17 protein-coding genes are annotated in these 21160 nt (G+C 38.7%); 8 read left to right on the plus strand and 9 right to left on the minus strand.

Annotation, left to right across the window (positions count from 1 at the left end):
• Positions 1 to 48: 48 nt before the first annotated feature.
• Positions 49 to 3633: a DNA polymerase III subunit alpha gene (gene dnaE / locus EWM59_RS14910; protein WP_130021928.1), complete on the minus strand. Its 3585-nt coding sequence runs from the start codon at positions 3631 to 3633 to the stop codon at positions 49 to 51.
• Between the two features lie 262 nt (positions 3634 to 3895).
• On the opposite strand from dnaE, the gene EWM59_RS14915 reads away from it, so the two are divergent.
• The 4 genes from EWM59_RS14915 (at position 3896) to rplT (ending at position 6917) form a co-directional block, all read left to right on the plus strand.
• On the plus strand, positions 3896 to 4918 hold the full coding sequence (locus EWM59_RS14915) for a bifunctional heptose 7-phosphate kinase/heptose 1-phosphate adenyltransferase (protein WP_130021930.1): 1023 nt from the start codon (positions 3896 to 3898) through the stop codon (positions 4916 to 4918).
• An 8-nt stretch (positions 4919 to 4926) separates the two neighbouring features.
• Positions 4927 to 6204 (plus strand): beta-1,2-mannosidase, encoded by a 1278-nt coding sequence (locus tag EWM59_RS14920; protein ID WP_130021932.1) that lies wholly within the window; start codon positions 4927 to 4929, stop codon positions 6202 to 6204.
• 69 nt (positions 6205 to 6273) lie between these two features.
• Positions 6274 to 6468 carry a 50S ribosomal protein L35 gene (gene rpmI, locus EWM59_RS14925; RefSeq protein ID WP_101727000.1) on the plus strand — a complete coding sequence of 65 codons (195 nt, stop codon included), beginning with the start codon at positions 6274 to 6276 and terminating at the stop codon, positions 6466 to 6468.
• A 104-nt stretch (positions 6469 to 6572) separates the two neighbouring features.
• Positions 6573 to 6917, plus strand: coding sequence for a 50S ribosomal protein L20 (gene rplT, locus EWM59_RS14930; protein ID WP_130021933.1), 345 nt, complete (start codon positions 6573 to 6575; stop codon positions 6915 to 6917).
• A gap of 72 nt (positions 6918 to 6989) precedes the next feature.
• Here rplT and EWM59_RS14935 read toward each other — a convergent pair whose 3' ends face one another.
• Positions 6990 to 7445, minus strand: coding sequence for a nuclease A inhibitor family protein (locus tag EWM59_RS14935; RefSeq protein WP_130021935.1), 456 nt, complete (start codon positions 7443 to 7445; stop codon positions 6990 to 6992).
• A 116-nt stretch (positions 7446 to 7561) separates the two neighbouring features.
• Between EWM59_RS14935 and EWM59_RS14940 the strand changes: the two genes are divergently transcribed.
• From EWM59_RS14940 to dnaK, 3 genes are all read left to right on the plus strand, one after another.
• Positions 7562 to 8152: a DUF937 domain-containing protein gene (locus EWM59_RS14940; RefSeq protein ID WP_130021937.1), complete on the plus strand. Its 591-nt coding sequence runs from the start codon at positions 7562 to 7564 to the stop codon at positions 8150 to 8152.
• Positions 8153 to 8406: 254 nt separating this feature from the next.
• Positions 8407 to 10977, plus strand: a complete 2571-nt coding sequence (locus EWM59_RS14945) for an NPCBM/NEW2 domain-containing protein (RefSeq protein WP_130021939.1) — start codon at positions 8407 to 8409, stop codon at positions 10975 to 10977.
• A 192-nt stretch (positions 10978 to 11169) separates the two neighbouring features.
• Positions 11170 to 13062 carry a molecular chaperone DnaK gene (gene dnaK / locus EWM59_RS14950; RefSeq protein ID WP_130021941.1) on the plus strand — a complete coding sequence of 631 codons (1893 nt, stop codon included), beginning with the start codon at positions 11170 to 11172 and terminating at the stop codon, positions 13060 to 13062.
• A 71-nt stretch (positions 13063 to 13133) separates the two neighbouring features.
• On the opposite strand, the gene EWM59_RS14955 is transcribed toward dnaK, so the two are convergent.
• Genes EWM59_RS14955 through trpS form a run of 3 tightly spaced genes read right to left on the minus strand, consistent with a single transcriptional unit; the run spans position 13134 to position 15124 of the window.
• On the minus strand, positions 13134 to 13559 hold the full coding sequence (locus tag EWM59_RS14955) for a DUF2147 domain-containing protein (protein WP_130021943.1): 426 nt from the start codon (positions 13557 to 13559) through the stop codon (positions 13134 to 13136).
• A gap of 25 nt (positions 13560 to 13584) precedes the next feature.
• Positions 13585 to 14148 (minus strand): phosphatase PAP2 family protein, encoded by a 564-nt coding sequence (locus EWM59_RS14960; protein ID WP_130021945.1) that lies wholly within the window; start codon positions 14146 to 14148, stop codon positions 13585 to 13587.
• Between the two features lies 1 nt (position 14149).
• Positions 14150 to 15124, minus strand: a complete 975-nt coding sequence (gene trpS, locus EWM59_RS14965) for a tryptophan--tRNA ligase (protein WP_130021947.1) — start codon at positions 15122 to 15124, stop codon at positions 14150 to 14152.
• A 60-nt stretch (positions 15125 to 15184) separates the two neighbouring features.
• Here trpS and EWM59_RS14970 point away from each other — a divergent pair, with 60 nt between their 5' ends.
• Positions 15185 to 15853 carry a DUF2461 domain-containing protein gene (locus EWM59_RS14970; RefSeq protein WP_130021949.1) on the plus strand — a complete coding sequence of 223 codons (669 nt, stop codon included), beginning with the start codon at positions 15185 to 15187 and terminating at the stop codon, positions 15851 to 15853.
• A 2-nt stretch (positions 15854 to 15855) separates the two neighbouring features.
• Here EWM59_RS14970 and EWM59_RS14975 read toward each other — a convergent pair whose 3' ends face one another.
• From EWM59_RS14975 to EWM59_RS28410, 4 genes are all read right to left on the minus strand, one after another.
• Entirely contained in the window at positions 15856 to 17049 is a 1194-nt protein-coding gene (locus EWM59_RS14975) for an aspartate aminotransferase family protein (RefSeq protein ID WP_130021951.1), read from the minus strand.
• Between the two features lie 378 nt (positions 17050 to 17427).
• Positions 17428 to 18153 (minus strand): LytR/AlgR family response regulator transcription factor, encoded by a 726-nt coding sequence (locus EWM59_RS14980; protein WP_130021953.1) that lies wholly within the window; start codon positions 18151 to 18153, stop codon positions 17428 to 17430.
• Positions 18154 to 18285: 132 nt separating this feature from the next.
• Entirely contained in the window at positions 18286 to 19311 is a 1026-nt protein-coding gene (locus EWM59_RS14985) for a sensor histidine kinase (RefSeq protein WP_130021955.1), read from the minus strand.
• Positions 19312 to 19571: 260 nt separating this feature from the next.
• Positions 19572 to 21116, minus strand: a complete 1545-nt coding sequence (locus EWM59_RS28410; protein ID WP_229239367.1) for an MFS transporter — start codon at positions 21114 to 21116, stop codon at positions 19572 to 19574.
• Positions 21117 to 21160: the final 44 nt, after the last annotated feature.

Below are 21160 nucleotides of genomic sequence, written 5' to 3' on the forward strand. Positions count from 1 at the left end.
ATTTTGTTTATTATACGTCTAACAAATCAACATTTAATAAAAGTTCCATCAGGCAAAGACAACATTTTCTTCACCAACAATTTGTTTCAATTCTTTCACAAAATCGTTTGTAGAAGCCACTTTTGCCCTTCTTGAAAGCAGCAAAACATCTAATCTTTCATCAGCATCATGTACTGACAATTTAAAATCGAAATTACCCGGATAGCGGGTAGTCATTGCATCAATTTCTTCAATCAATTGTGCATTGATTTGCTGTAAACCTAAGGTGATTTTAATTTCCTTAAACATTTTGTTTCTTAATTCACTTAATAATTCCATGCTTACAGGTTTAAAATCCCATTCTCCTTCCCTGCCCCACTTATTCTGTAATTTGCCTCTGATAAAAAGAAATAAACCCATATTGAGGAATTTCGAGAAATTGACATAATCTTGCCCGAAAAGCATCATTTCCATGCTTGACCCATAGTCTTCTATTTTCAGAATCCCAAACGGATTGCCGTTCTTCGATTGCTTGTGTTGTACATTGGTTACCACCCCACCAATCGTAATTTCTTTATTCTGATTATTTGGTTCAAAAACCTGGTCAAGTGGCACACAACGCCTCATTTCCATGGCAAATTCATCTAATGGATGACCCGATATATAAAACCCTACTACGTCTTTTTCTAACCTGAGTTTTTCTATATCTCCCCATTTCTCACAATGATTTATCTTCGGTTTAGCAATATCGAAACCACTGCCACCAATGGCACCAAAAAGAGAGTTTTGTCCGGCAGAAGCATTCTCATGGTGCTTATTGGCATACCTGATTAATTTCTCAATCAATGTAGTACCATCGGCATTATCAAAATACTGAGCCCTGTGTAAATCTGTGAAACAATCAAATGCCCCCGCATAAGCAAAAGACTCAAGCGTCTTTTTATTGACTGTTCTTAGATTAACTCTGGTAATGAAATCAAAAATATCAAGAAAAGGTCCTTTTTTGGTTCTTTCTTCAATAACAGCATCAACAGCCGCATCACCAGAACCCTTAATACCCCCCATTCCAAAACGAATGTCTCCTTTTTTATTGACACTGAACTGCTTTTGTGATTCGTTAACATCAGGTCCTAAAACAGTTAATCCCATAGATTTACACTCTTCCATAAAGAAAGTAATTTTTTCTATGTTACCCAATTGTGAGGTCATAACGGCAGCCATATATTCAGACGGATAATGGGCTTTGAGATAGGCCGTCTGATAGGCAACAAAAGCATAACAGGTTGAGTGAGATTTGTTAAAGGCATAAGAAGCAAACGCCTCCCAGTCTGTCCATATCTTCTCCAATTTCTTTTCGGGGTGTCCCTTAGCTTTCGCTCCTTCTAAAAACTGTGGTTTTAGTTTGTCAAGTGTTTTCCGGTCTTTTTTACCCATTGCTTTACGCAAAACGTCTGCATCGCCTTTAGTAAATCCGGCTAACTTTTGCGATAGTAACATTACCTGCTCCTGATATACGGTAATCCCATAAGTTTCACCCAGATACTCTTCCATATCCGGCAAGTCATAACTTACTTCTTGCAAACCATGTTTACGTTTAATAAAGTCTGGTATATAAGCAATCGGGCCCGGACGGTACAAGGCATTCATGGCAATTAAATCATCCAGACGGTCAGGTCTCAGGTCTTTCATGTATTTTTTCATACCGTCAGACTCGAACTGAAACACCGCATTGGTTTCACCCCTCTGGAACAACTCGTAGGTCAACTTATCATCTAATGGAATACTATCTATATCGATTTCAAGGTCATGGTTTTCTTTAATCATACGCAGACAATCTTTGATAATTGTTAAGTTGCGCAGACCCAGAAAGTCCATCTTAATTACCCCTGCATCCTCAATAATTTTCCCTTCATATTGGGTAACTAATAAATCAGAATCTTTTGAAGTAGAAACTGGCAGAATATTGAATAACTCTTCAGGAGCAATAATAATCCCTGCGGCGTGGATGCCCGTGTTACGAATCGTCCCCTCCAGTTTCTCAGCCTGCTGCATTACTTTGGCGGTAAGGTCATTGCCGTGGTATAATGCCCGCACTTTCTTTACATTCTCAATCTCATCAGGCTGTAGGCCGATTTCCGTTAGACTTTTAGGCCCCTCTAAAGGATAATGAATCAATTTTTTGAAATCAATTCCATAAGTAGGTTTATCGGGTATTAGTTTAGCTATATAGTTGGCATCTGCCAAAGGTAACTCCATCACCCGCGCCACGTCTTTAATAGACGACTTGGTAGCCATTGTACCATAGGTAATAATTTGGGCTACCTGATTTTTGGTATATTTCTGCACCACATAATCTATTACTTTCTGACGACCTTCATCATCAAAATCGGTATCAATATCGGGCATTGACTTACGGTCAGGGTTCAGGAATCGCTCAAATAGCAGATTATACTTAATCGGATCAATATTAGTAATACCAATACAATAAGCCACGGCACTTCCGGCTGCACTCCCACGCCCCGGCCCAATCATTACCCCTAAATCACGCCCGGCCTTAATGAAGTCTGATACAATCAGGAAATACCCGGCAAAACCCATTGATTTAATAGTAAACAACTCAAAATCAAGGCGTTCCTGTACTTCCGAACCAATTTCTCCATAGCGTTGTCTGGCACCTTCATAGGTTAAGTGCTTCAGGTATTCCCATTGGTTCATTACATCGTCTGCATGAACTTTAAATTCCGGAGGAATCGGGAAGTTCGGCAGCATGATGTCACGCTTCAGCTTGAGTGTTTCAACTTTCCCTACAATCTCATTCGTATTATCTATTGATTCAGGAATGTCGCTGAAAAGTGTCGACATCTCCTGGGTAGTCTTGAAATAAAACTGGTCGTTGAAGAAGGCAAAACGTGTATCTCTCGACATCGCCTCATCATCATTAAACTCTTTGGCTGATGGGGTCGATAATTTTTCGTTGGTATTTACACAAAGCAGAATATCGTGGGCTACCCAGTCTTGCTGGTCAACATAGTGGCTATCGTTGGAAGCAATTACCTTTACACCATATTTTTTGGCAAATTTCAACAACACTTCGTTGGCTCTGATTTGCTCAGGAATATCATGGCGCTGAATCTCCACATAATAGTCTTCTCCAAACCTGTCGAGCCACCATTTAAATTCCTTTTCTCCCTCTTCTTCTCCTTTTTTTAAGATAGTTTTAGGCACTGAAGCGCCAATACAGCAAGTGGTAGCAATCAATCCTTCTTTATATTGTTCAATCAAGGCCTTAGTAATACGTGGGAATTTACCATACAATCCCTCAATAAAACCCAATGAACACAGTTTAGTCAGATTTTTATAGCCGGTAGGGTTTTTCGCCAGCAAAAGCTGATGAAAACGTTGGTCTTTTTGCTCTTTGGTAAATTGTTTTCGGGTGTGGTCTTCTACCACATAAAACTCGCAACCAACTATGGGCTTCACATTGTATTTTCCGGCAGTAGCTACAAAATCAAATACACCGAACATATTTCCATGATCGGTAATAGCCATTGCTGGCATATTGTCGGCCTGGGCTTTTGCAAATAATTTGTTTATATCGGAAGCACCATCGAGGAGTGAAAACTGGGTGTGGTTATGTAAATGGGAAAATTGCATATATCGGGTTTGCTTATAATACTATAACACTAAATTACGAAAAAAACTGTCCTTGTCATCATTTATTTATCAACAAACCGATAAATCCCTGAATATCAGTAGTCGTTTTCAGCGTTTTTTCAGTCTAATAAAAAGACCGTTTTCTATGCAATAAGTTTTTCAGGTTTTTAATTTCTATTTACCATTTTTTTAGCAATTTTACCGCCCCTATCTATTTTGTACTATTAGCATAAATCTTAGTAAGAATTTAATATCCTGACGAATGCCTATTATCAGAAGTGAAATTGAAGCCATTTTTCAAAGAATAAGTAACCTGCGTGTTGGAGTCATTGGTGATTTTGCAGTCGATTTTTATTATGACATTAATTATCAGACTGGTGAGTTCTCGGTTGAAACAAATAAAGAAGTTTTCTGGGCCAGTAAACCACATTCTTCATTAGGTGGTGCAGGAAATGTTGTTAATAATTTAAGTGCATTAGGCATTAAAAATATCTGTATTTTCGGGTGTATTGGTAACGATATTTACGGGCGTGAAATGCAGAGTCTTTTTCATGGAATAGGTGCGGACACCAAATACTTAAAAATTCTCTCTACTGATTGGGATACCTGTACTTATACCAAGCCTATGGCAAAAGACGGTGAATCGAACCGTTTGGATTTCGGCACAAACAATCAGTTATCTGACCATTTATTCAATGAATTGCTTGATACATTGGCACAATCATTACCAGAGCTTGATGTGTTAGTGATTAATCAGCAATTCCCTAATCCGTTATTGAACCCACAAAGGATAGAGCAGCTTAATTCGCTGATAGCCAAATCACCAAATTGCCTTTTTGTGTCCGATTTACGAGCCTATGGGTATTGTATCAAAAATACAATCCTGAAAGTAAATACCGAAGAAATGGCCAGATTATTGAATGTAAAGGAAATTGATGAAGCAGATGAAAGTGCCTGTGTTGAACATGGAAAAACTTTACAAAATCAGATAGGAGATTGTCTGATCGTAACCAGAGGAGAATATGGCATTTTGTATCTGGATAAAGAAGAAACACAGAACGTAAAGGCTATACCTATAAGCAATGAAATAGACACCGTAGGGGCTGGCGATACGGTTGTGGCAGCGTTTTCGGCCAGCAGAGGTGCCGGTGCGTCTATACTTCAATCATTAGAGATTGCGAATCTGGCAGCTGCCGTAACCGTGCAGAAACTCAGACAAACAGGCACGGCCACCTTAAACGAAATTTTATCAGTTTATCAGAAAAATTCAACTCAAAATAGATAACAACACCTATGTACTCAAAAGAAACCGCTATTCAACTTCGTGACGAAATAATTAACTACCTTAATACTGGCCTCCTACCTTTCTGGATAAGCCGTACGGTCGATAATCAATACGGGGGCTTCCTGACCCACTTTGACCAGTTTGGCAACGATTCGGGAGAAGATGAAAAATCATTGATTGCACAATCCCGTTCAGTATTTACTTATTCATCTGCCCATCGTGCCGGATATGGCGGAGGAAAATTAGCTGAAATGGCTAAACACGGGGTAGATTTTTTGATAGATAAAATGTGGGACCATGAGTATGGCGGTTTTTACTGGATGGTGAATCGTAAAGGCGAAGTAACGATTGATGAAAAAATTATCTATGGACATAGCTTTGCCATTTACAGCCTGAGTGAATATACATTGGCCACAGGCGACCCAAGAGGAAAAGAATATGCCGAAAAAGTATTCGACCTATTGCAAAAATATGCGGTTGACACCTATTATGGTGGCTATTGGGAAATGTTTTTAAGAAACTGGGATTTAAAAGGCTCGGGTGCCGCAGGTGGAGATAGAAAAACATTAGACGCCCATATGCACTTAATGGAAGCATTTACCACCCTCTATGAATGTACAGGCCAGCAGGTGCACCGCCGTAAATTATTAGAAATCATAGAATTACTGACCAAAAAAATCATGCACCCTGAATACGGCACTGGTATTCCGCAATTCTGGGCTGACTGGACAGTAGCGCCACAAATTAAGTTTGATATTGTATGGGGTTGGGATAGATTTTCGGAAGATGGGCAAAAAGCCTCCGCAGAAGATAATACCAGCTATGGGCATAATTCTGAGTTTGCGTGGTTGCTTATGCATGCACTGGATATTTTAGGCTTGCCATACGATACTCATCGTGAGCAAATCATCAAATCTTACAGCCATTCGGTAGATTATGGAGTAGATTGGGAACATGGTGGCGTATATGTAGAAGGCTCTCATGCCGGAGATGTATATGATCGGGAAAAAGAATTCTGGCAACAGGCAGAAATGCTAATAGGGATGTTAGATGCCTTCAGATACCTGAAAGATGAAAAATACTGGAAGGCTTATGTGAATGTACACCGCTTTGTTTTCGACAAAATGATTAATCATGCTTTGGGTGAATGGTGGCCTTTAATGACACGCCAGGGTGAGCCCATCTGGAAGCACATGAGCCATTCGTGGAAGATTAATTACCATGATGTGCGTTCGATGGTTCAATCTGTAGTACGATTAAATAAGATTTTGGACTCAGATTTGTAAAAACAAGATTTAAATAGTAATTTTGCAGCCCAATTTACTTTTTTGTTCAATACTTAAAGTTTCAGTACAATGCCAAAACAAAAAACCAATTCTGGAGCAAAAAAACGCTTCAAAATTACAGGTACTGGTAAGATTAAGCGTAAACACGCTTTCCATAGCCACATCCTGACCAAAAAATCAAACAAACGTAAAAGAAACCTTGTTTCTGCTACATTAGTAAGTCCGGCAGATACTAACCGTATCGAGTCGTTATTAAGCATGTAATTGTAGTCTCCGGACTCTTACACTGGTTCAATTGTTTCACCCGATGAATGGCACCAAAGAGCTTGGTTAAACCGGGCCGCCAAAGTCAAAAAACTAAAATTAAAATGCCAAGAAGTGTCAATCACGTTGCCTCAAGAGCAAGACGTAAAAAAGTTTTAAAATTAGCCAAAGGCTATTACGGACGTCGTAAGAATGTCTGGACGGTTGCTAAAAACGCCGTTGAAAAAGGTTTAGTTTACGCCTATGAAGGTCGTAAGCAAAAGAAAAGAAGTTACCGCCGTTTGTGGATTGTGCGTATTAATGCAGGGGTACGTCCTTTAGGATTATCTTATTCTGTTTTAATCGACAAATTAAACAAGGCTGGCATTGAATTAAACAGAAAAGTATTGGCCGACTTAGCAATGAACCACCCTGAGGCGTTCAGAGCAGTAGTTGAGAAAGTAAAATAAACAGCAGATTAATTATTCTCTGTCATAAGAGGTATCAATTCAGATTGGTACCTCTTTTTTTATATCATATAATCAACTTTCAACAATTAATGTTTTCAGCCCTTTCCATTTACCTTCGGCATCTTTCCCTATCAGGTATGCCTCAACTTCTACCCTACCTGCTCTCAGATACTCTAATTCTGTCAGGTTTTCCTGCATAATAGCCTTGATTTTGGCAAACTTTTCTGCCCGTTCTTTTTCATAATCGGTCCACCAGTCCTGCTCTTCAAGCACTACCTTAAAGAATTTTTCCCAGGGAAGAGTCTCTACTCTATCAGCCGGGGTCAGACCAATATATTTTCTGAATAAAATAGTATTAAAGGGTGCCGGATGGTCTGCCTGCCAGTCAATCACCTTTACCTTTTCATCAGATTCACTTGGGTATAATACATCAACAGCATTTTCTTTTAGTAAATCAACCACAGATTTTTGAGCTACGCTTGTTTCTTTTGAAGATTCTGACTCAACATTATTTTTTTCTGATTCCATTTTGTTACTTTACAAAAATTTAATAGTCTAAAAATTGCATATTTAAACCGGATTCTGGTTTAAATGTAAGAAAAAAATAATAACTTACCCTTTAATAACCATAAAAAAACAAGAAAATGTTAGAAGTTTTGCAAGGTCTCATTCAGCAATATGGCCAAGGTGCCGTAGTTAGCAATCCTGCTGTACCAAATCAACATAATGAAGGTGTCATGAATGAAGTAATGACAGGTCTTATGGGTGGCTTGTCGAACCAGGCCAATAGTCAGGGTGGACTTGGCAGTTTACTTGGATTGCTTGGTGGTGGCTCAGGTTCTGGTCAAAGTATGATGTCTAACCCGATTGTTGGTAACATTGCTCAAAGTGTTATCAGCAACCTGATGCAAAAATTTGGCTTGTCAAATTCGGCTGCTGCAAGTGTAGTGGCAAGTATGATTCCACAGGTATTAGGAAGCCTGATTAATAAAGCAAACGACCCCAATGATGACTCAGTAAGTACCGGAGGTATCATGGATGTGCTATCAGGTGGGAAAACTTCAGGCATTGATTTCGGAAGTATTCTCAGCCAGGGTGCCGGAGCCTTATCTGATGGTAAATTAGATATGAACGATTTGATTAATATTGCCGGCGGAGCTATGGGAGGCAGAAAACCACAAAACAGCAGCGAAGGACTTGGGGGGCTTTTAGGAGGCCTTTTTGGTGGCAAATAGTTATTGATTAAAATTTAACCAAAGCCAAACCATTAAATCATTGCCGTATAATCAATTATGGCCGGATTTTTATGGTTTGGTTTTTCTTTTTTAATACTTTTGCATGATAAACCTATACTCGAAAAGTAATAATACGCAAGCTGTTTGAACATTTATTAAAAGAGTTCTTTACCTGACCATCAAATAGTATGATACGTATTAAGGTAAATATTAATATTTAGTTTTATGCTTTGGCAGTGTCTAATAAAAAAAATATGACTCTTAAATCTCCATACCTACTGTTTGCTCTTTTGCTGATAATAGTTACTGCAAATGCTCAGATAAGCATCACTTTTCCGATGGAAAAAGCTGTGTTTCAGAGAAACCAGAATAATCTTGCAACACTTTCAATTGCCGGAAGTTTTCCTGCCAACATTTCCATCAGCTACGTTCAGGCGCGTTTGATAAACCCTTACAATGAAGGTATTGTCATTGATTGGACAACCATACAGAATAGTCCTTCCGGCGGAGTTTTTAACGGAAACCTTTCAGGTGTTCCTGCCGGGTGGTACAGGCTGGAATTGAGGAGTTTTTCTGGTGGTAATATCAGCGGAACTGCTACCCTCAACCGGGTGGGTGTAGGTGAAGTTTTCTTAATTGCAGGACAATCTAATGCACAGGGTTTAGAAGGTATTGCTACAGGTGCCGGTGATGAGCGCGTTGTAGCCCATAATGAGCTGACATGGTATGACAGTAATGCCGGACAATGCGACAACAAATTTCCGAGTTATCCGGCTTTTACCCAGCTTTCTGATGGTTATATCTCTAAAACTGGTTATAGCGCCTGGTGTTATGGCAGATTGGGCGACTTACTCACCAGCAGGTTAGGGATTCCGGTTGCTTTTTTTAATGCAGCGGCCACTTCCACTTCAAGTATCAATTGGAAAGAAAGTTCTTTAGGTCAACCAACTGCCAATCATTATAATCCTAACCAATCTACCTTTTGTAATCAATTGGGAGTTCCTTATTCAGGTTTGAAACGAATTATGAATTATTATGCCTCTGTTTTTGGTGTAAGAGCTATTTTATGGCATCATGGAGAAACAGATAATTTTATTAATACCCTTGGTAGTGAATATCACACCAATGTAAATGATGTAATCAATAAAAGCCGTAACGACTTCGGCAGCACTATTCCGTGGGTTATTTCAAAAGCTACACTTTTTAATTATAGCGATACACAGGCTGATATAAAAGTAGCCCAACAAAATCTGGGTGGCAACAATGGAAACAAAATTTTCCCCGGCCCTGACACTGATGTGCTGAATGCCAGTTATAGACAAGATGATGTGCACTTTAATCATAGTGGAGTAGTAGAATTAGCCAATCTCTGGGAGACAGCACTCGATCAAAACTTCTTTAATAATGCTACGCCTATTCCGGCTAAAATACTTCCGACGGTGAGTGTAAGCCAAGTAAATTCTGAGTTTCAGTTAACTGCTCCCGGAGGATATGTAGCCTATAAATGGGTAAGACTTGATATTGGCAATGCTGATTACGAAGACCCTGCCGAATCGACAGCACAGATGATAAGCAGAACCAGTGGTACTTACCGCTGTTACCTGACAGATAACCAAGGCAATATTACATTCACTCAACCTGTAATCTGCGGCTGCTCAGGGGCAATCAGTTGCAATGGTTTAACTTATCTTTCAGATATGGTAGCTTGTACTGCTATTAATGGTCTTGGAGCTGTTAAGTACGACCAGAGTAATGATGGTGCCCCTATCAAACTAAAAGGTATTACTTATCCTAAAGGCATTGGGTGTCATGCCAATTCTGAAATTACTTACAAGCTTAATGGAAATTTTGGGCGGTTTATCACACATATAGGTATTGATGATGAAATTGCTCCACCACCTACACGTGGCTCAGTTTATTTCAGAGTATATGCCGATAATGCCCTGCGCTACGAAAGTCCATTACTTAGCAATACAAGTGCTACAATTAAGCTCAATATAGATGTAACAGGCGTACAGGAGTTAAAATTAATTACCAATCAGGGACCTGATAATTTTAATTTTGACCATACCGACTGGGCAGGAGCCAGATTACACTGTGTAGATAACCAGGCACCATCTATCCCGCAAAACCTAAATGTAAGTCAGGTAGGGCAAAGCTGTGCTACCATTACCTGGACTGCTTCAACTGACAATATGGAGGTTGAAAAATATGATATTTATGTGGATGATGTTTTGGTAGGTTCGGTTGATGCTCCGGTAACGAATTATAATATTCAGGGTCTGGAGCCCCTGCATTACTATACAGTTAAGGTAAGAGCCCGAGATTTCTCAGGTAATTCATCAGGATTTAGCAATGTGGCAGAAATAGTTACTTCTTCAGGGTTAATTATTGCAGCCTCACCACAAACCATTAATATAGGCCAATCGGCAACTTTAGAAACCTATGGATGTTCTGGTGGCTCAATTATCTGGAGCCCTGGCATTACAGCCCAAACCCAATCAGTCAGCGTAAGTCCAACTGTTACTACAGAATATTCTGCGGCTTGCAAAATCGGAAACTGTACCAGTACACCTGTAAAAATAACTGTCAAAGTCATTCCCAATTGTGCTACTTCTTATAATTTGGTTAGTCCCACCGATGATTTCTATGGGTCAAATGTCAACCTCAATTTCAGAGCCTCTACGGTTATTACTGCCCGCAATGTAATTTTGCCCGATGCTAAAATCATGTACCAGGCCGGGCAATCGGTTACGCTCCAGCCAGGATTTCAGGTTGAATACGGCACGGTTTTCCGAGTCCAGATTGCCGGGTGTAATAATTAAGAGATTGTGTCAGATTGTACATTTTAATTTTTCTCCAAAACTATCCTATAAGCCAAAATCGCTTTATTTAGTACTGATTCATAAGTTACCTACTGTCAATCTGTCAGTTTTTCCTGCCAAATATATGCTTGGCACGTCCATTGAGGAAGTAGTAATAAATACTTTGAATTAATTTACTGATAAATAAAAAATATGGGAAAAATTATTGGAATCGACTTAGGAACAACCAACTCTTGCGTTGCCGTAATGGAAGGTAACGAACCAGTTGTTATTGCTAACAGCGAAGGTGCCCGCACAACTCCTTCAATCGTAGCGTTTTTAGAAAATGGTGAGAAAAAAGTAGGGGCTCCTGCTAAGCGCCAGGCAATTACCAATCCTAAAAACACGATACAATCTATTAAACGCTTCATGGGAAAACGTTTCAATGAAGTAAGTGCAGAAATGAAAACAATCTCTTATGATGTAGAACAAGGCCCTAATAATACGCCTCGTGTACGCATAGGAGACCGTCAATATACTCCACAGGAAATCTCAGCTTTCATTCTTCAAAAAATGAAGCAAACAGCAGAAGATTACTTAGGAACAACTGTCAGTGAAGCCGTAATCACAGTTCCTGCTTATTTTAATGACGCCGAGCGTCAGGCAACCAAAGAAGCAGGGCTGATTGCAGGGCTTGATGTGAAACGTATCATTAACGAACCTACTGCTGCAGCACTTGCCTATGGTCTTGACAAGCAGGGCAAAGATTTGAAAGTAGCGGTGTTCGACTTGGGTGGTGGTACATTCGATATTTCAGTACTTGAATTAGGTGATGGTGTATTTGAAGTAAAAGCAACTGATGGTGATACACACTTAGGTGGTGATGACTTCGACCAGGTAATTATCGAATGGTTGGCTGATGAATTCAAAAAAGATGAGGGAATCGACCTTCGTCAGGATGCAATGGCCTTACAGCGTTTGAAAGAAGCTGCTGAGAGAGCTAAAATTGAATTATCAAGCTCGGCACAAACAGAAATTAACCTGCCGTATATTTTCCCGGTAAATGGTATTCCAAAACACCTGGTAAGAAGCCTGAGCCGTTCAAAATTTGAGCAATTGGCCGATAAATTAATTCAGAGAGCAATGGAGCCTTGCCGCAGAGCCATGAAAAACTCAGGTCTGAATAATAGCGATATTGATGAAGTAATATTGGTAGGTGGTTCAACCCGTATCCCTCGTGTGCAGGAAGAAGTGGAGAAGTTCTTTGGTAAAAAGCCTTCCAAAAACGTAAACCCTGATGAAGCAGTTGCAATCGGTGCGGCGATTCAAGGTGGTGTTTTGACAGGTGAAGTAAAGGATATTCTTTTGTTAGATGTTATTCCACTTTCATTGGGTATCGAAACTATGGGTGGAGTATTTACCAAAATGGTTGAAGCGAATACAACTATTCCAAGCAAAAAGAACGAGATATTCTCGACCGCAGCAGATAACCAGCCTTCGGTAGAATTACACATCTTACAAGGTGAACGCCCAATGGCAAGCCAGAATCGTACGCTTGGTAGATTCCACCTGGATGGTATTCCACCTGCACCACGAGGAGTACCTCAAATTGAAGTAACATTTGACGTTGATGCCAATGGTATCCTGAATGTAACTGCGAAAGACAAAGGTACAGGCAAAGAGCAAAAAATCCGTATTGAGGCTTCATCTGGTTTATCAGATGCCGAAATCCAAAGAATGCGTGATGAAGCAAAAGCGAACGAGGAAGCAGATAAAGCTGAAAGAGAAAAAGTAGAGAAAGTAAATGCTGCCGATACCATGATTTTCACCACTGAAAAGCAGTTGAAAGAATATGGTGATAAATTATCTGCAGGTAATAAATCGGCCATTGAAAATGCTTTAGCAGAACTTAAAGCTGCTCATGGTACAAGAGATGTAGCAGCAATTGATGCCTCTATGGAGAAAATAAACAATGCCTGGCAGGCAGCTTCTCAGGAAATATATGCTGCAGGCGCTACGCCAACTGGCGAACCAACTAATACTGGTACAGCAGGTGCTGGCAAAGACGAAGAAGTTACTGATGTAAATTACGAAGAGGTAAAATAAGTCAGTAAATTGAAATACATAAAAAACTCCCTTATTACTAAGGGAGTTTTTTGTTATAAGCTATTTTGCTATTAATCTGCTTTAGTGAAGTGCGAAGTCCGACCTATAATTGAAATACCAATAAAACCTCTCACATCTAATCTGGTTGGGCTCGAAAGGGTCATTTTGCATGAATAGGTTTTGCCATTTTTAGGGTCATATACTTCTCCGTCTTCCCAGGTAGTTTTACTTTCCTGTGTAAAATTTTTAAGGTTTACCAATCCTATCAACGGCCTTGTTCTTAGTTTTTCATCAGGATTTTCTTTATCTGTTCGCGGTTTACCACCATCATTTGGCTCCTTTAACCAGACAATTTTACCGAATATTTTCTCTCCTTGCTTAAAAAACTGAATTTTAGCGCTTTTTTCTTCATTATACCAGGTACCCTGCGTAATATCCTGAGCGAAAGCGAATTTTGAAAGTAAAAATACAATAACAAATAAAGATAGTTTTTTCATGTGCAAATGTGAGAATCCCTCAGTTTTAAGTTAGTAATGATTGATTGAATTGAGTAATTGAAAAATAAATGACATAAGTACTTAACAAGCCGGCAATAGCTCCTGCCATTAAATCGGTAGGATAATGTACCCCTACATATATACGACTGTAAGAGACCAAAATTGCCCATAAAAAAAGAAAATATTTCCATTTGGTCTGCCTCCTACTGATAAGTGTAAAAGCCAATGCAAACGCAAAAGTATTGGCAGCATGGCTCGAAGCAAAACCATATTGTCCGCCACAACCGCCAACTACATGCACAAGGTTTTCTATGGCAGGGTCGTGGCAAGGTCTGAAACGTTGAAAATAAGGCTTCATCAGACCCGACGTAACCCTATCGGCCAGCCCTACCGAAATCAGAACAAAAATCAGTTTATACCAGGCGTTTTTCCTGATTACAACAAAAATATAATAAATAATATAAATGTAAAGAGGAATCCATGTTAACCGATAGGTTACCCAATACATGACTGTATCCCAGAACGGAGAATGAAAACTATTAAGCCATAGAAACCATTCATATTCGGCATATCTGATAGTTTCTATCATATCAATTGAATCCTAAAACTTTTCTTACTTCTGCAATCGTTTGTCTGGCTATCTCTGCTGCTTTTTCCTCTCCCTCTTTCAGTTTCTTTTCAAGAGCTTCAGTGTCTTCTGTATAATAATTATAAAGCTCTCTTTCTTTTTCAAACTTTTTACAGATCAACTCATACAATGCCTGCTTGGCATGTCCATAGCCATAGCCACCTCTTAAATAATTCTCACGCATGGTTGCAGTTTCTGCTTCATCTGCCATTAAAGAAAATAGCTTGAAAGTTACATCTGTATCAGGGTTCTTGGGTGCTTCTAAGGGCGTACTGTCTGAAATAATTGATTTTACTGACTTCAACAATTGTTTTTCAGGCAAGAATATATCAATATAATTGTTATAAGATTTACTCATTTTAGACCCGTCTGTACCCGGTATTACCATCACACTTTCATCAATCAAAGGCTCAGGAATCGTTAATACCTCCCCATAGGTTCTGTTAAAAGCTCCTGCAATGTCTTTCGACATTTCAAGGTGCTGCTTCTGGTCTTTTCCCACAGGCACAAAATTCGCATGATACAAGACTATATCAGCCGCCTGTAATACCGGATAAGTAAATAGTCCGGCATTTACATCTGAAAGCCTGTCAGACTTATCCTTGAAAGAATGAGCATTCGCCAGCATCGGATAAGGTGTCTGGCATAATAAATACCAGGTAAGCTCTGTATGATATTGCGCCAGACGAGACTGACGATAAAAGTAGTTTTTATCTGCATCGAAACCACAGGCAAGCCATGCAGAAGCCACTGCACGGGTATTGGCGGCCAATTCCTCTGCATTTTTAACGGCAGTTAGCGAATGAAGGTCAGCAATGAATAGAAAAGATTCATTTTTTGATTGTTGAGAAAGCTTGATTGCAGGTAAAATAGCACCTAAAATATTCCCCAAGTGCGGTCGGCCCGTTGCCTGGATACCTGTCAGAATTCTTGTCATAGATTTTAATATTTTTTCAATAATATGATGTAATTTGAGGCAAAAATAGACAAATTACTAATGCTTACTCAACTTACACTTCAATTTTTAAAAAACCTTGAAGAAAATAACAATCGGGAATGGTTTCAGGCAAACCGTGAGGAGTATGACCGGGCAAAAGCTTCTTTTGAAAAGCTATGCCAGGACATATTGAATGGATTATCAGCATTTCAGGACGACTTGATTAATACTAAAGTAAAAGATTGTATTTTCAGAATTAACCGTGATATACGTTTCTCAAAAGATAAATCTCCTTATAAAAAATACTTTTCTGCGGCTTTTGGTCCCGGTGGAAGGTCGTCCGGAAGAATTGACTTTTTTCTTCAGATACAGCCCGATAACTTATCAACTTTGGGTGGTGGCATGTGGGAACCCACCTCTGCCCATCTGGTAACTTTCAGACAGGAGATAGACTATAATCCAGAGCATTTAAAAAGCATTATCGATACCCCTACATTCAGAAGCTATTATAATCATATATCAGGCGAAAAAGTAAAAAATGTTCCCAAAGGGTATTCAGCTGACCATCCTGACATTGAATTGCTAAAGTATAAACAACTCTTTTTTTATCACCAATTTACAGACAAAGAGGTAATTGCCAAAGATTTTGCACAAGAAGTAATCAAAGGATGTGCTATACTTAAACCATATCTTGACTATCAGAATCAGCTCTTTTATGATAATGCATAAGCCTAATCAATATTATCTAAAATAATTGCGCAGGCCTGTCTGATTTCTTCTTCTGTAATAATTAATGGCGGAGCTATGCGCATGGAATTATCGCAATACAAAAACCAGTCTGTGATAACGCCCTTTGTAATGGCTCTGTCAATGATAGGTTTAAGAACTTCAAAATTATCAAATTCAACAGCCATCATTAATCCTTGATTACGCACCTCTTTAATTTTTGGGTGTACTAATAGCTTTTTAAATAGCTCGGCCTTTCTTTTTACCTCATTTATTAAATTACCTTCTAAAATAGTTGAAAGAGTAGCTAATGAAGCCGCACAGCTTACCGGATGCCCACCAAAGGTAGTAATATGCCCTAAAATCGGATTGTCTTTAAAAACCGACATAATCGCTTGTGGCGCAATAAAAGCCCCAATGGGCATTCCTCCACCCATTCCTTTGGCACATAGCAATATATCAGGCACAACTTCATATTGCTCAAATGCCCAGAAAGTACCTGTTCGTCCAAAACCAGATTGTACTTCATCAAAAACCAATAATGCCCCTACTTCATCGCACCGTTTTCTCAATTGTTTCAGATAAATTGGATTAGCAGGCCGCACACCTGACTCCCCTCCTACGGGTTCAAAAAAAACTGCGGCTGTTTTATTTGTAATTTTTTCTAAATCAATTAATTGATTTCTATGGATTTTTGTAATGGATGGCAGTAAGGGTCTGAAATTTCTTTTAAAATGCTCGTCTCCCAAAGACAATGCGCCTTGTGTAGAGCCATGATAGGAGTTATAACAGGAAACTATCTCTGTTCTCCCCGTAAACCGCTTGGTTAGCTTCATTGCACCCTCTACAGCCTCGGTTCCTGAGTTCGTAAAATAAACATTATCTAATTTTAACCCAGAAGAAGTCTGAAAGTCAGTCAGAGTCTTGGTCAAGGCCTGCGCCAGCATTACCTGTGATTGCTGAATATACTCGCCATACACCATCAGGTGCATATACTTATCTAACTGGTCTTTAATAGCATTTACTACATTCAGATGTCGGTGTCCCACATTGCTGACCCCTATTCCGGCAATTAAATCCATGTACTTTTCACCGTTTTTCTCATACAAATAGATGCCTTCTGCTTTCTCAATTTCGAGTGCCAATGGGAAGTCAGAGGTCTGTGCCATATTTTGCAGGAAAATTTGTCGATGATTCATCAGTATTAAATTCTATTGATTATTTTTGATGCAAATTTGAGATAAAAAAACTCGCAAGCAAAGCTCGCGAGTTTTACGTACTAACCTATTATTTATGAGTAGATATTTACTCCAATTCCAAAAATTTCCTACATATCTTCAAATCAGCTTTTGGTTTGAACAACTTCTTACTCGTAATACGGTATTGGGCTGACATTCTACTATCGATTCAGGATTTAGGTTTAAAGAATACCTAAATCTGATTACACACTATGCAAGGAAACACTCTTTGAATTTATACATAAAAGACGATGTTTTCATCTAAAGAGATGCACAATATTAAACATATATGTACCTTCTTTAAAATACTTTCGACAAAACACCCGATTTTTGCGACGTCTATTTACCTCCAATCCTACGCATAAGTTCCTCGGAGAACTGCTCACTAACAGGAATCTGGTGAGTACCAATGCTAATTTTAAGATTGCGGATAGACTCAATCTTATTGAGAGAGACAATGAAAGATTTGTGTACACGCATAAATGGCATGGAAGACAGCTTTTCTTCGATACCTTTCATGGTCATACGAGTAATGACAGGACGACTCTGTGTAGCCAAATAAATTTTGATATAGTCTTTTAAGCCTTCTATATACAAAATATCGTTGTAGCGGATTTTAACCAGCGAATACTCGGCATTTACAAAGAAATGCTCTTCTAAAGCTACGGGTGCCGTTACTTGCTGTGGCGTATTTTTCAGTTGATGCAACTCGTGTGCACGATTACAGGCCTTCAGGAAGCGTTCAAATGAAACAGGTTTCAGCAGATAATCAATAACATTCAGTTCAAATCCTTCTAAAGCAAATTGCTCATAAGCTGTTATAAAAATAACCATCGGATTTGTAACCAGACTTTTAAGAAACTGAACACCGGTAATACCGGGCATTTGAATATCTAAAAAGAGCAAGTCTATCTGGCGCAATTCTGCTTTTTCTTTCTGAATCAACTGTATGGCTTCAAAAGCGTTTCTACAGCGTCCGACTAGTTCTAAATAGGGCACCTGCCTGATATTATCTTCTAAAAGGTCTAAGGCTAATGGTTCATCATCAATGGCTATACAACGCATATTATTGGGGGTTTTCTGGTTTTTGATGCAAATGAATTTCAGTTTCAAAATACAATTACCTTACAAAAATACAGAAATTCAAAGTAATTATTGAAATTTAGTATATATCAAGACAGAATCCTGTCAGAAAAATCAGGCTACTTGTCTTAAATTAAGTGTCAGTTCAGTCGTATAAAAATTATCTTTTTCCTCTACCAGCAACGAATGTTGGTCCGGATATAGCAATTCCAATCTTCTTTTTACATTGGTAAGACCAATGCCCGAGGCTCCGTCTTTTACCTCCTGAATATCTTTATTAAATTTATTCATTACCTTAAAAAGAAGCTGATTATCAATCATTTGCAGTTCTACCCTGATGATAGGTTTCTCTATCATACCTACGCCATGTTTAAAGGCATTTTCGACAAATGGTATCAGTAGCATAGGCTCAATATTTTTACTGAAAGTAGGCACTTTTACCATAAAGTCTATATCAACATAGTCTCCGAAACGCAGCTTTTGCAAATCAATATAGTTTTGCAGGTATTTTACCTCATTGTCAAGGGTTATCTGTTTATCGTCCTTTTCATAAAGCATATACCGCAATAAATCCGACATTTTCAATAAAACAGGCTCAACGAGGTTTGATTTTTTTCTGTTCAGGGCCACCAGACTATTAAGCAGATTAAACATAAAATGCGGAGAAATCTGCGAGCGTAAAAATGAAAGTTCAGACTTTAGTCTTTCATGCTCATTATCACGCTGTGAACTTTGTTGTTTTTGATAAAATGTAAAGAAACTATAGGAAGCACTAATGCCAAAAATATACAAATACTGAAGAAAACCATTCACATAAAACAGAGTCTGATTAATGTCGTTACCTACAAAATTTATTCGAGCCATATATCTCCCTACTAACAATACAGCAATTACTACAACCAGATAAATAAAATACCTGATAGGCCTTTGTTTGTAAACTTTGGGGAATAAATATTCGGAGTGAAAATAAAACAGGAATATAGCCGAAAAAGAAGCATAAGCCCAATAATAGCCATTGCTATAAGGATTAACCTGCGGTCTTGAACTATCTCGCAAATTAATGTTCAATTGCGGTAAGGCGGTATAACCTAACCACATAATGATATGAAGAAATGGATATAGATACCTGTTTTTAAACATTTGTCCGGAGTTTCAGTACAATATAGAGTTAATTAAGCATAAAGAAATTCTTTTAAGATAAAGCAGTAGTGGAATAAGACCATTATTATAATTGTATAGACTTGCAATTATAACAAATTACAGCATCATTTATGAATCTAAAGTCGTCAAATCAGTCAATGTAAATGAAAAAAAATAAAGAAAAGCCATATACCGAATAATGCTTACAGTATATGGCAGTTTGTAGAATTATACGATTTCAATCGCAAAAATAACAATTATCAGTCTTTATCTTCTACCCGTAGAGCTAATAAGCCTGCTAATATCATAGACACACCGCCTAAAACAATCGTGTTTAAAGTATTAGCACCGAAAACTTTCATTGTAAAGAATCCTAAAATTGTAGCGGCAACAATTTGAGGAATAACAATAAAGAAATTGAAAACCCCCATATAATAACCCATTTTGTTGGCGGGTAATGCTCCAGAAAGAATGGCATAAGGCATAGATAATATACTTGCCCAGGCAATACCAACCATACCCATTGAAAGAATGATTAATTGCGGATTGGTAATAAAATAAATAGAAATCAGGCCGATTCCGCCAATAATCAGGCAAATCATGTGGGTAACTTTACGATTGGTGCGCAGGGCAATGAGTGGAATAATAAAGGCAAATAAAGCCGCTATTCCGTTTCTTACACTTGAGCAAAGATTTAACCAGTCGGCGCCGTCGTTATACTCATGCTTTACTCTTTGCAATACACTTACTTCTTCAGCGCTGAGTATATTTTCTTTGTTTTCTTCAAAATAATTAGCCAGATTAATGGAGATAGTTACAGGGTTCTGATTAGCTCTGTATTCGTTTATCTCATTAATATCAGCCTGTAGCGATTTGAATATCTTGCCTTCTTTCGCATCTAATTGTGGTGATTGTAATTTAGCCTGCAAAGCCGTTTCCATTTTTGTTACCAGTGCTTTATCCACCTTCATATTATATTTGGTGCTTGTAACAGCATTGGTACTATAAATCCACATAGCGAACAGACCAAACCACGTAAAAAACTGCACAACAGCCAACTGAGCCATCGTTTTAGGCATTTTAAAGATTCCTACAAAGGTTTCTTTAAACCCGTCCATAAAACTGGCTTTTTTTAACTCCTTCTTAAACTCCTCCATATCTTCCGGAGGGAATTCATCAGTGGTAAAAACCGTATATAATACTGCTGTCAGGAATGCTACACCGCCTATATAAAAGCTATACTTAACCGAGTCAGGAATTTCTCCAGCAGGGGCCGTATTACTAAAATGAAACCAGTTAGTGAAAATATAGGGTAATAAAGCGGCAATAACCGAACCCACCCCGATAAAGAAACTCTGCATGGCAAAACCTGTAGTTCTTTGTTTAGAGTTTAGTTTATCCCCGACAAATGCCCTGAACGGCTCCATAGAAATATTAATAGAAGCATCAAGAATCCAGAGCATTCCCCCGGCAACCCACAAGACCGACGAATTAGGCATCACAAAGAGAGCAATTGTGGCTAAAATTGCGCCGATAAAGAAAAAGGGTCTTCTTCTTCCCCAGTAAGGATGCCAGGTGCGGTCGCTCAGATAGCCGATAATCGGCTGCACTACTAAGCCTGTTACAGGCGCAGCTATCCAAAGCAAAGGTATTTCATCTTTATTAGCTCCTAAGGTTTCAAAAATGCGGCTAACATTGGAGTTCTGTAATTCGAATCCGAACTGAATACCGAAAAAGCCGAAACTCATATTCCATATCTGCCAGAACGAAAGTAGTGGTTTGTCTTTGTTGACACTCGATGCCATTATCTGATTGGGTTTATATAGGTTAAAGGGTTGGTTTGCTATTT

The organism is Emticicia agri, assembly GCF_004168285.1.
GTDB lineage: Bacteria > Bacteroidota > Bacteroidia > Cytophagales > Spirosomataceae > Emticicia > Emticicia agri.

Bases quoted from the DNA above. Each gene is read 5' to 3' on its own strand.
- EWM59_RS14955 (WP_130021943.1), bottom strand. From the start codon at position 13,559: ATGAAAAAACTATCTTTATTTGTTATTGTATTTTTACTTTCAAAATTC.
- EWM59_RS14935 (WP_130021935.1), bottom strand. From the start codon at position 7,445: ATGGAATCAGAAAAAAATAATGTTGAGTCAGAATCTTCAAAAGAAACA.
- trpS (WP_130021947.1), bottom strand. From the start codon at position 15,124: ATGACAAGAATTCTGACAGGTATCCAGGCAACGGGCCGACCGCACTTG.
- EWM59_RS14920 (WP_130021932.1), top strand. From the start codon at position 4,927: ATGTACTCAAAAGAAACCGCTATTCAACTTCGTGACGAAATAATTAAC.
- EWM59_RS14970 (WP_130021949.1), top strand. From the start codon at position 15,185: ATGCTTACTCAACTTACACTTCAATTTTTAAAAAACCTTGAAGAAAAT.
- EWM59_RS14975 (WP_130021951.1), bottom strand. From the start codon at position 17,049: ATGAATCATCGACAAATTTTCCTGCAAAATATGGCACAGACCTCTGAC.
- EWM59_RS14960 (WP_130021945.1), bottom strand. From the start codon at position 14,148: ATGATAGAAACTATCAGATATGCCGAATATGAATGGTTTCTATGGCTT.
- dnaE (WP_130021928.1), bottom strand. From the start codon at position 3,633: ATGCAATTTTCCCATTTACATAACCACACCCAGTTTTCACTCCTCGAT.
- EWM59_RS14915 (WP_130021930.1), top strand. From the start codon at position 3,896: ATGCCTATTATCAGAAGTGAAATTGAAGCCATTTTTCAAAGAATAAGT.
- EWM59_RS14945 (WP_130021939.1), top strand. From the start codon at position 8,407: ATGACTCTTAAATCTCCATACCTACTGTTTGCTCTTTTGCTGATAATA.
- rpmI (WP_101727000.1), top strand. From the start codon at position 6,274: ATGCCAAAACAAAAAACCAATTCTGGAGCAAAAAAACGCTTCAAAATT.
- EWM59_RS28410 (WP_229239367.1), bottom strand. From the start codon at position 21,116: ATGGCATCGAGTGTCAACAAAGACAAACCACTACTTTCGTTCTGGCAG.
- EWM59_RS14985 (WP_130021955.1), bottom strand. From the start codon at position 19,311: ATGTTTAAAAACAGGTATCTATATCCATTTCTTCATATCATTATGTGG.
- rplT (WP_130021933.1), top strand. From the start codon at position 6,573: ATGCCAAGAAGTGTCAATCACGTTGCCTCAAGAGCAAGACGTAAAAAA.
- EWM59_RS14940 (WP_130021937.1), top strand. From the start codon at position 7,562: ATGTTAGAAGTTTTGCAAGGTCTCATTCAGCAATATGGCCAAGGTGCC.
- dnaK (WP_130021941.1), top strand. From the start codon at position 11,170: ATGGGAAAAATTATTGGAATCGACTTAGGAACAACCAACTCTTGCGTT.
- EWM59_RS14980 (WP_130021953.1), bottom strand. From the start codon at position 18,153: ATGCGTTGTATAGCCATTGATGATGAACCATTAGCCTTAGACCTTTTA.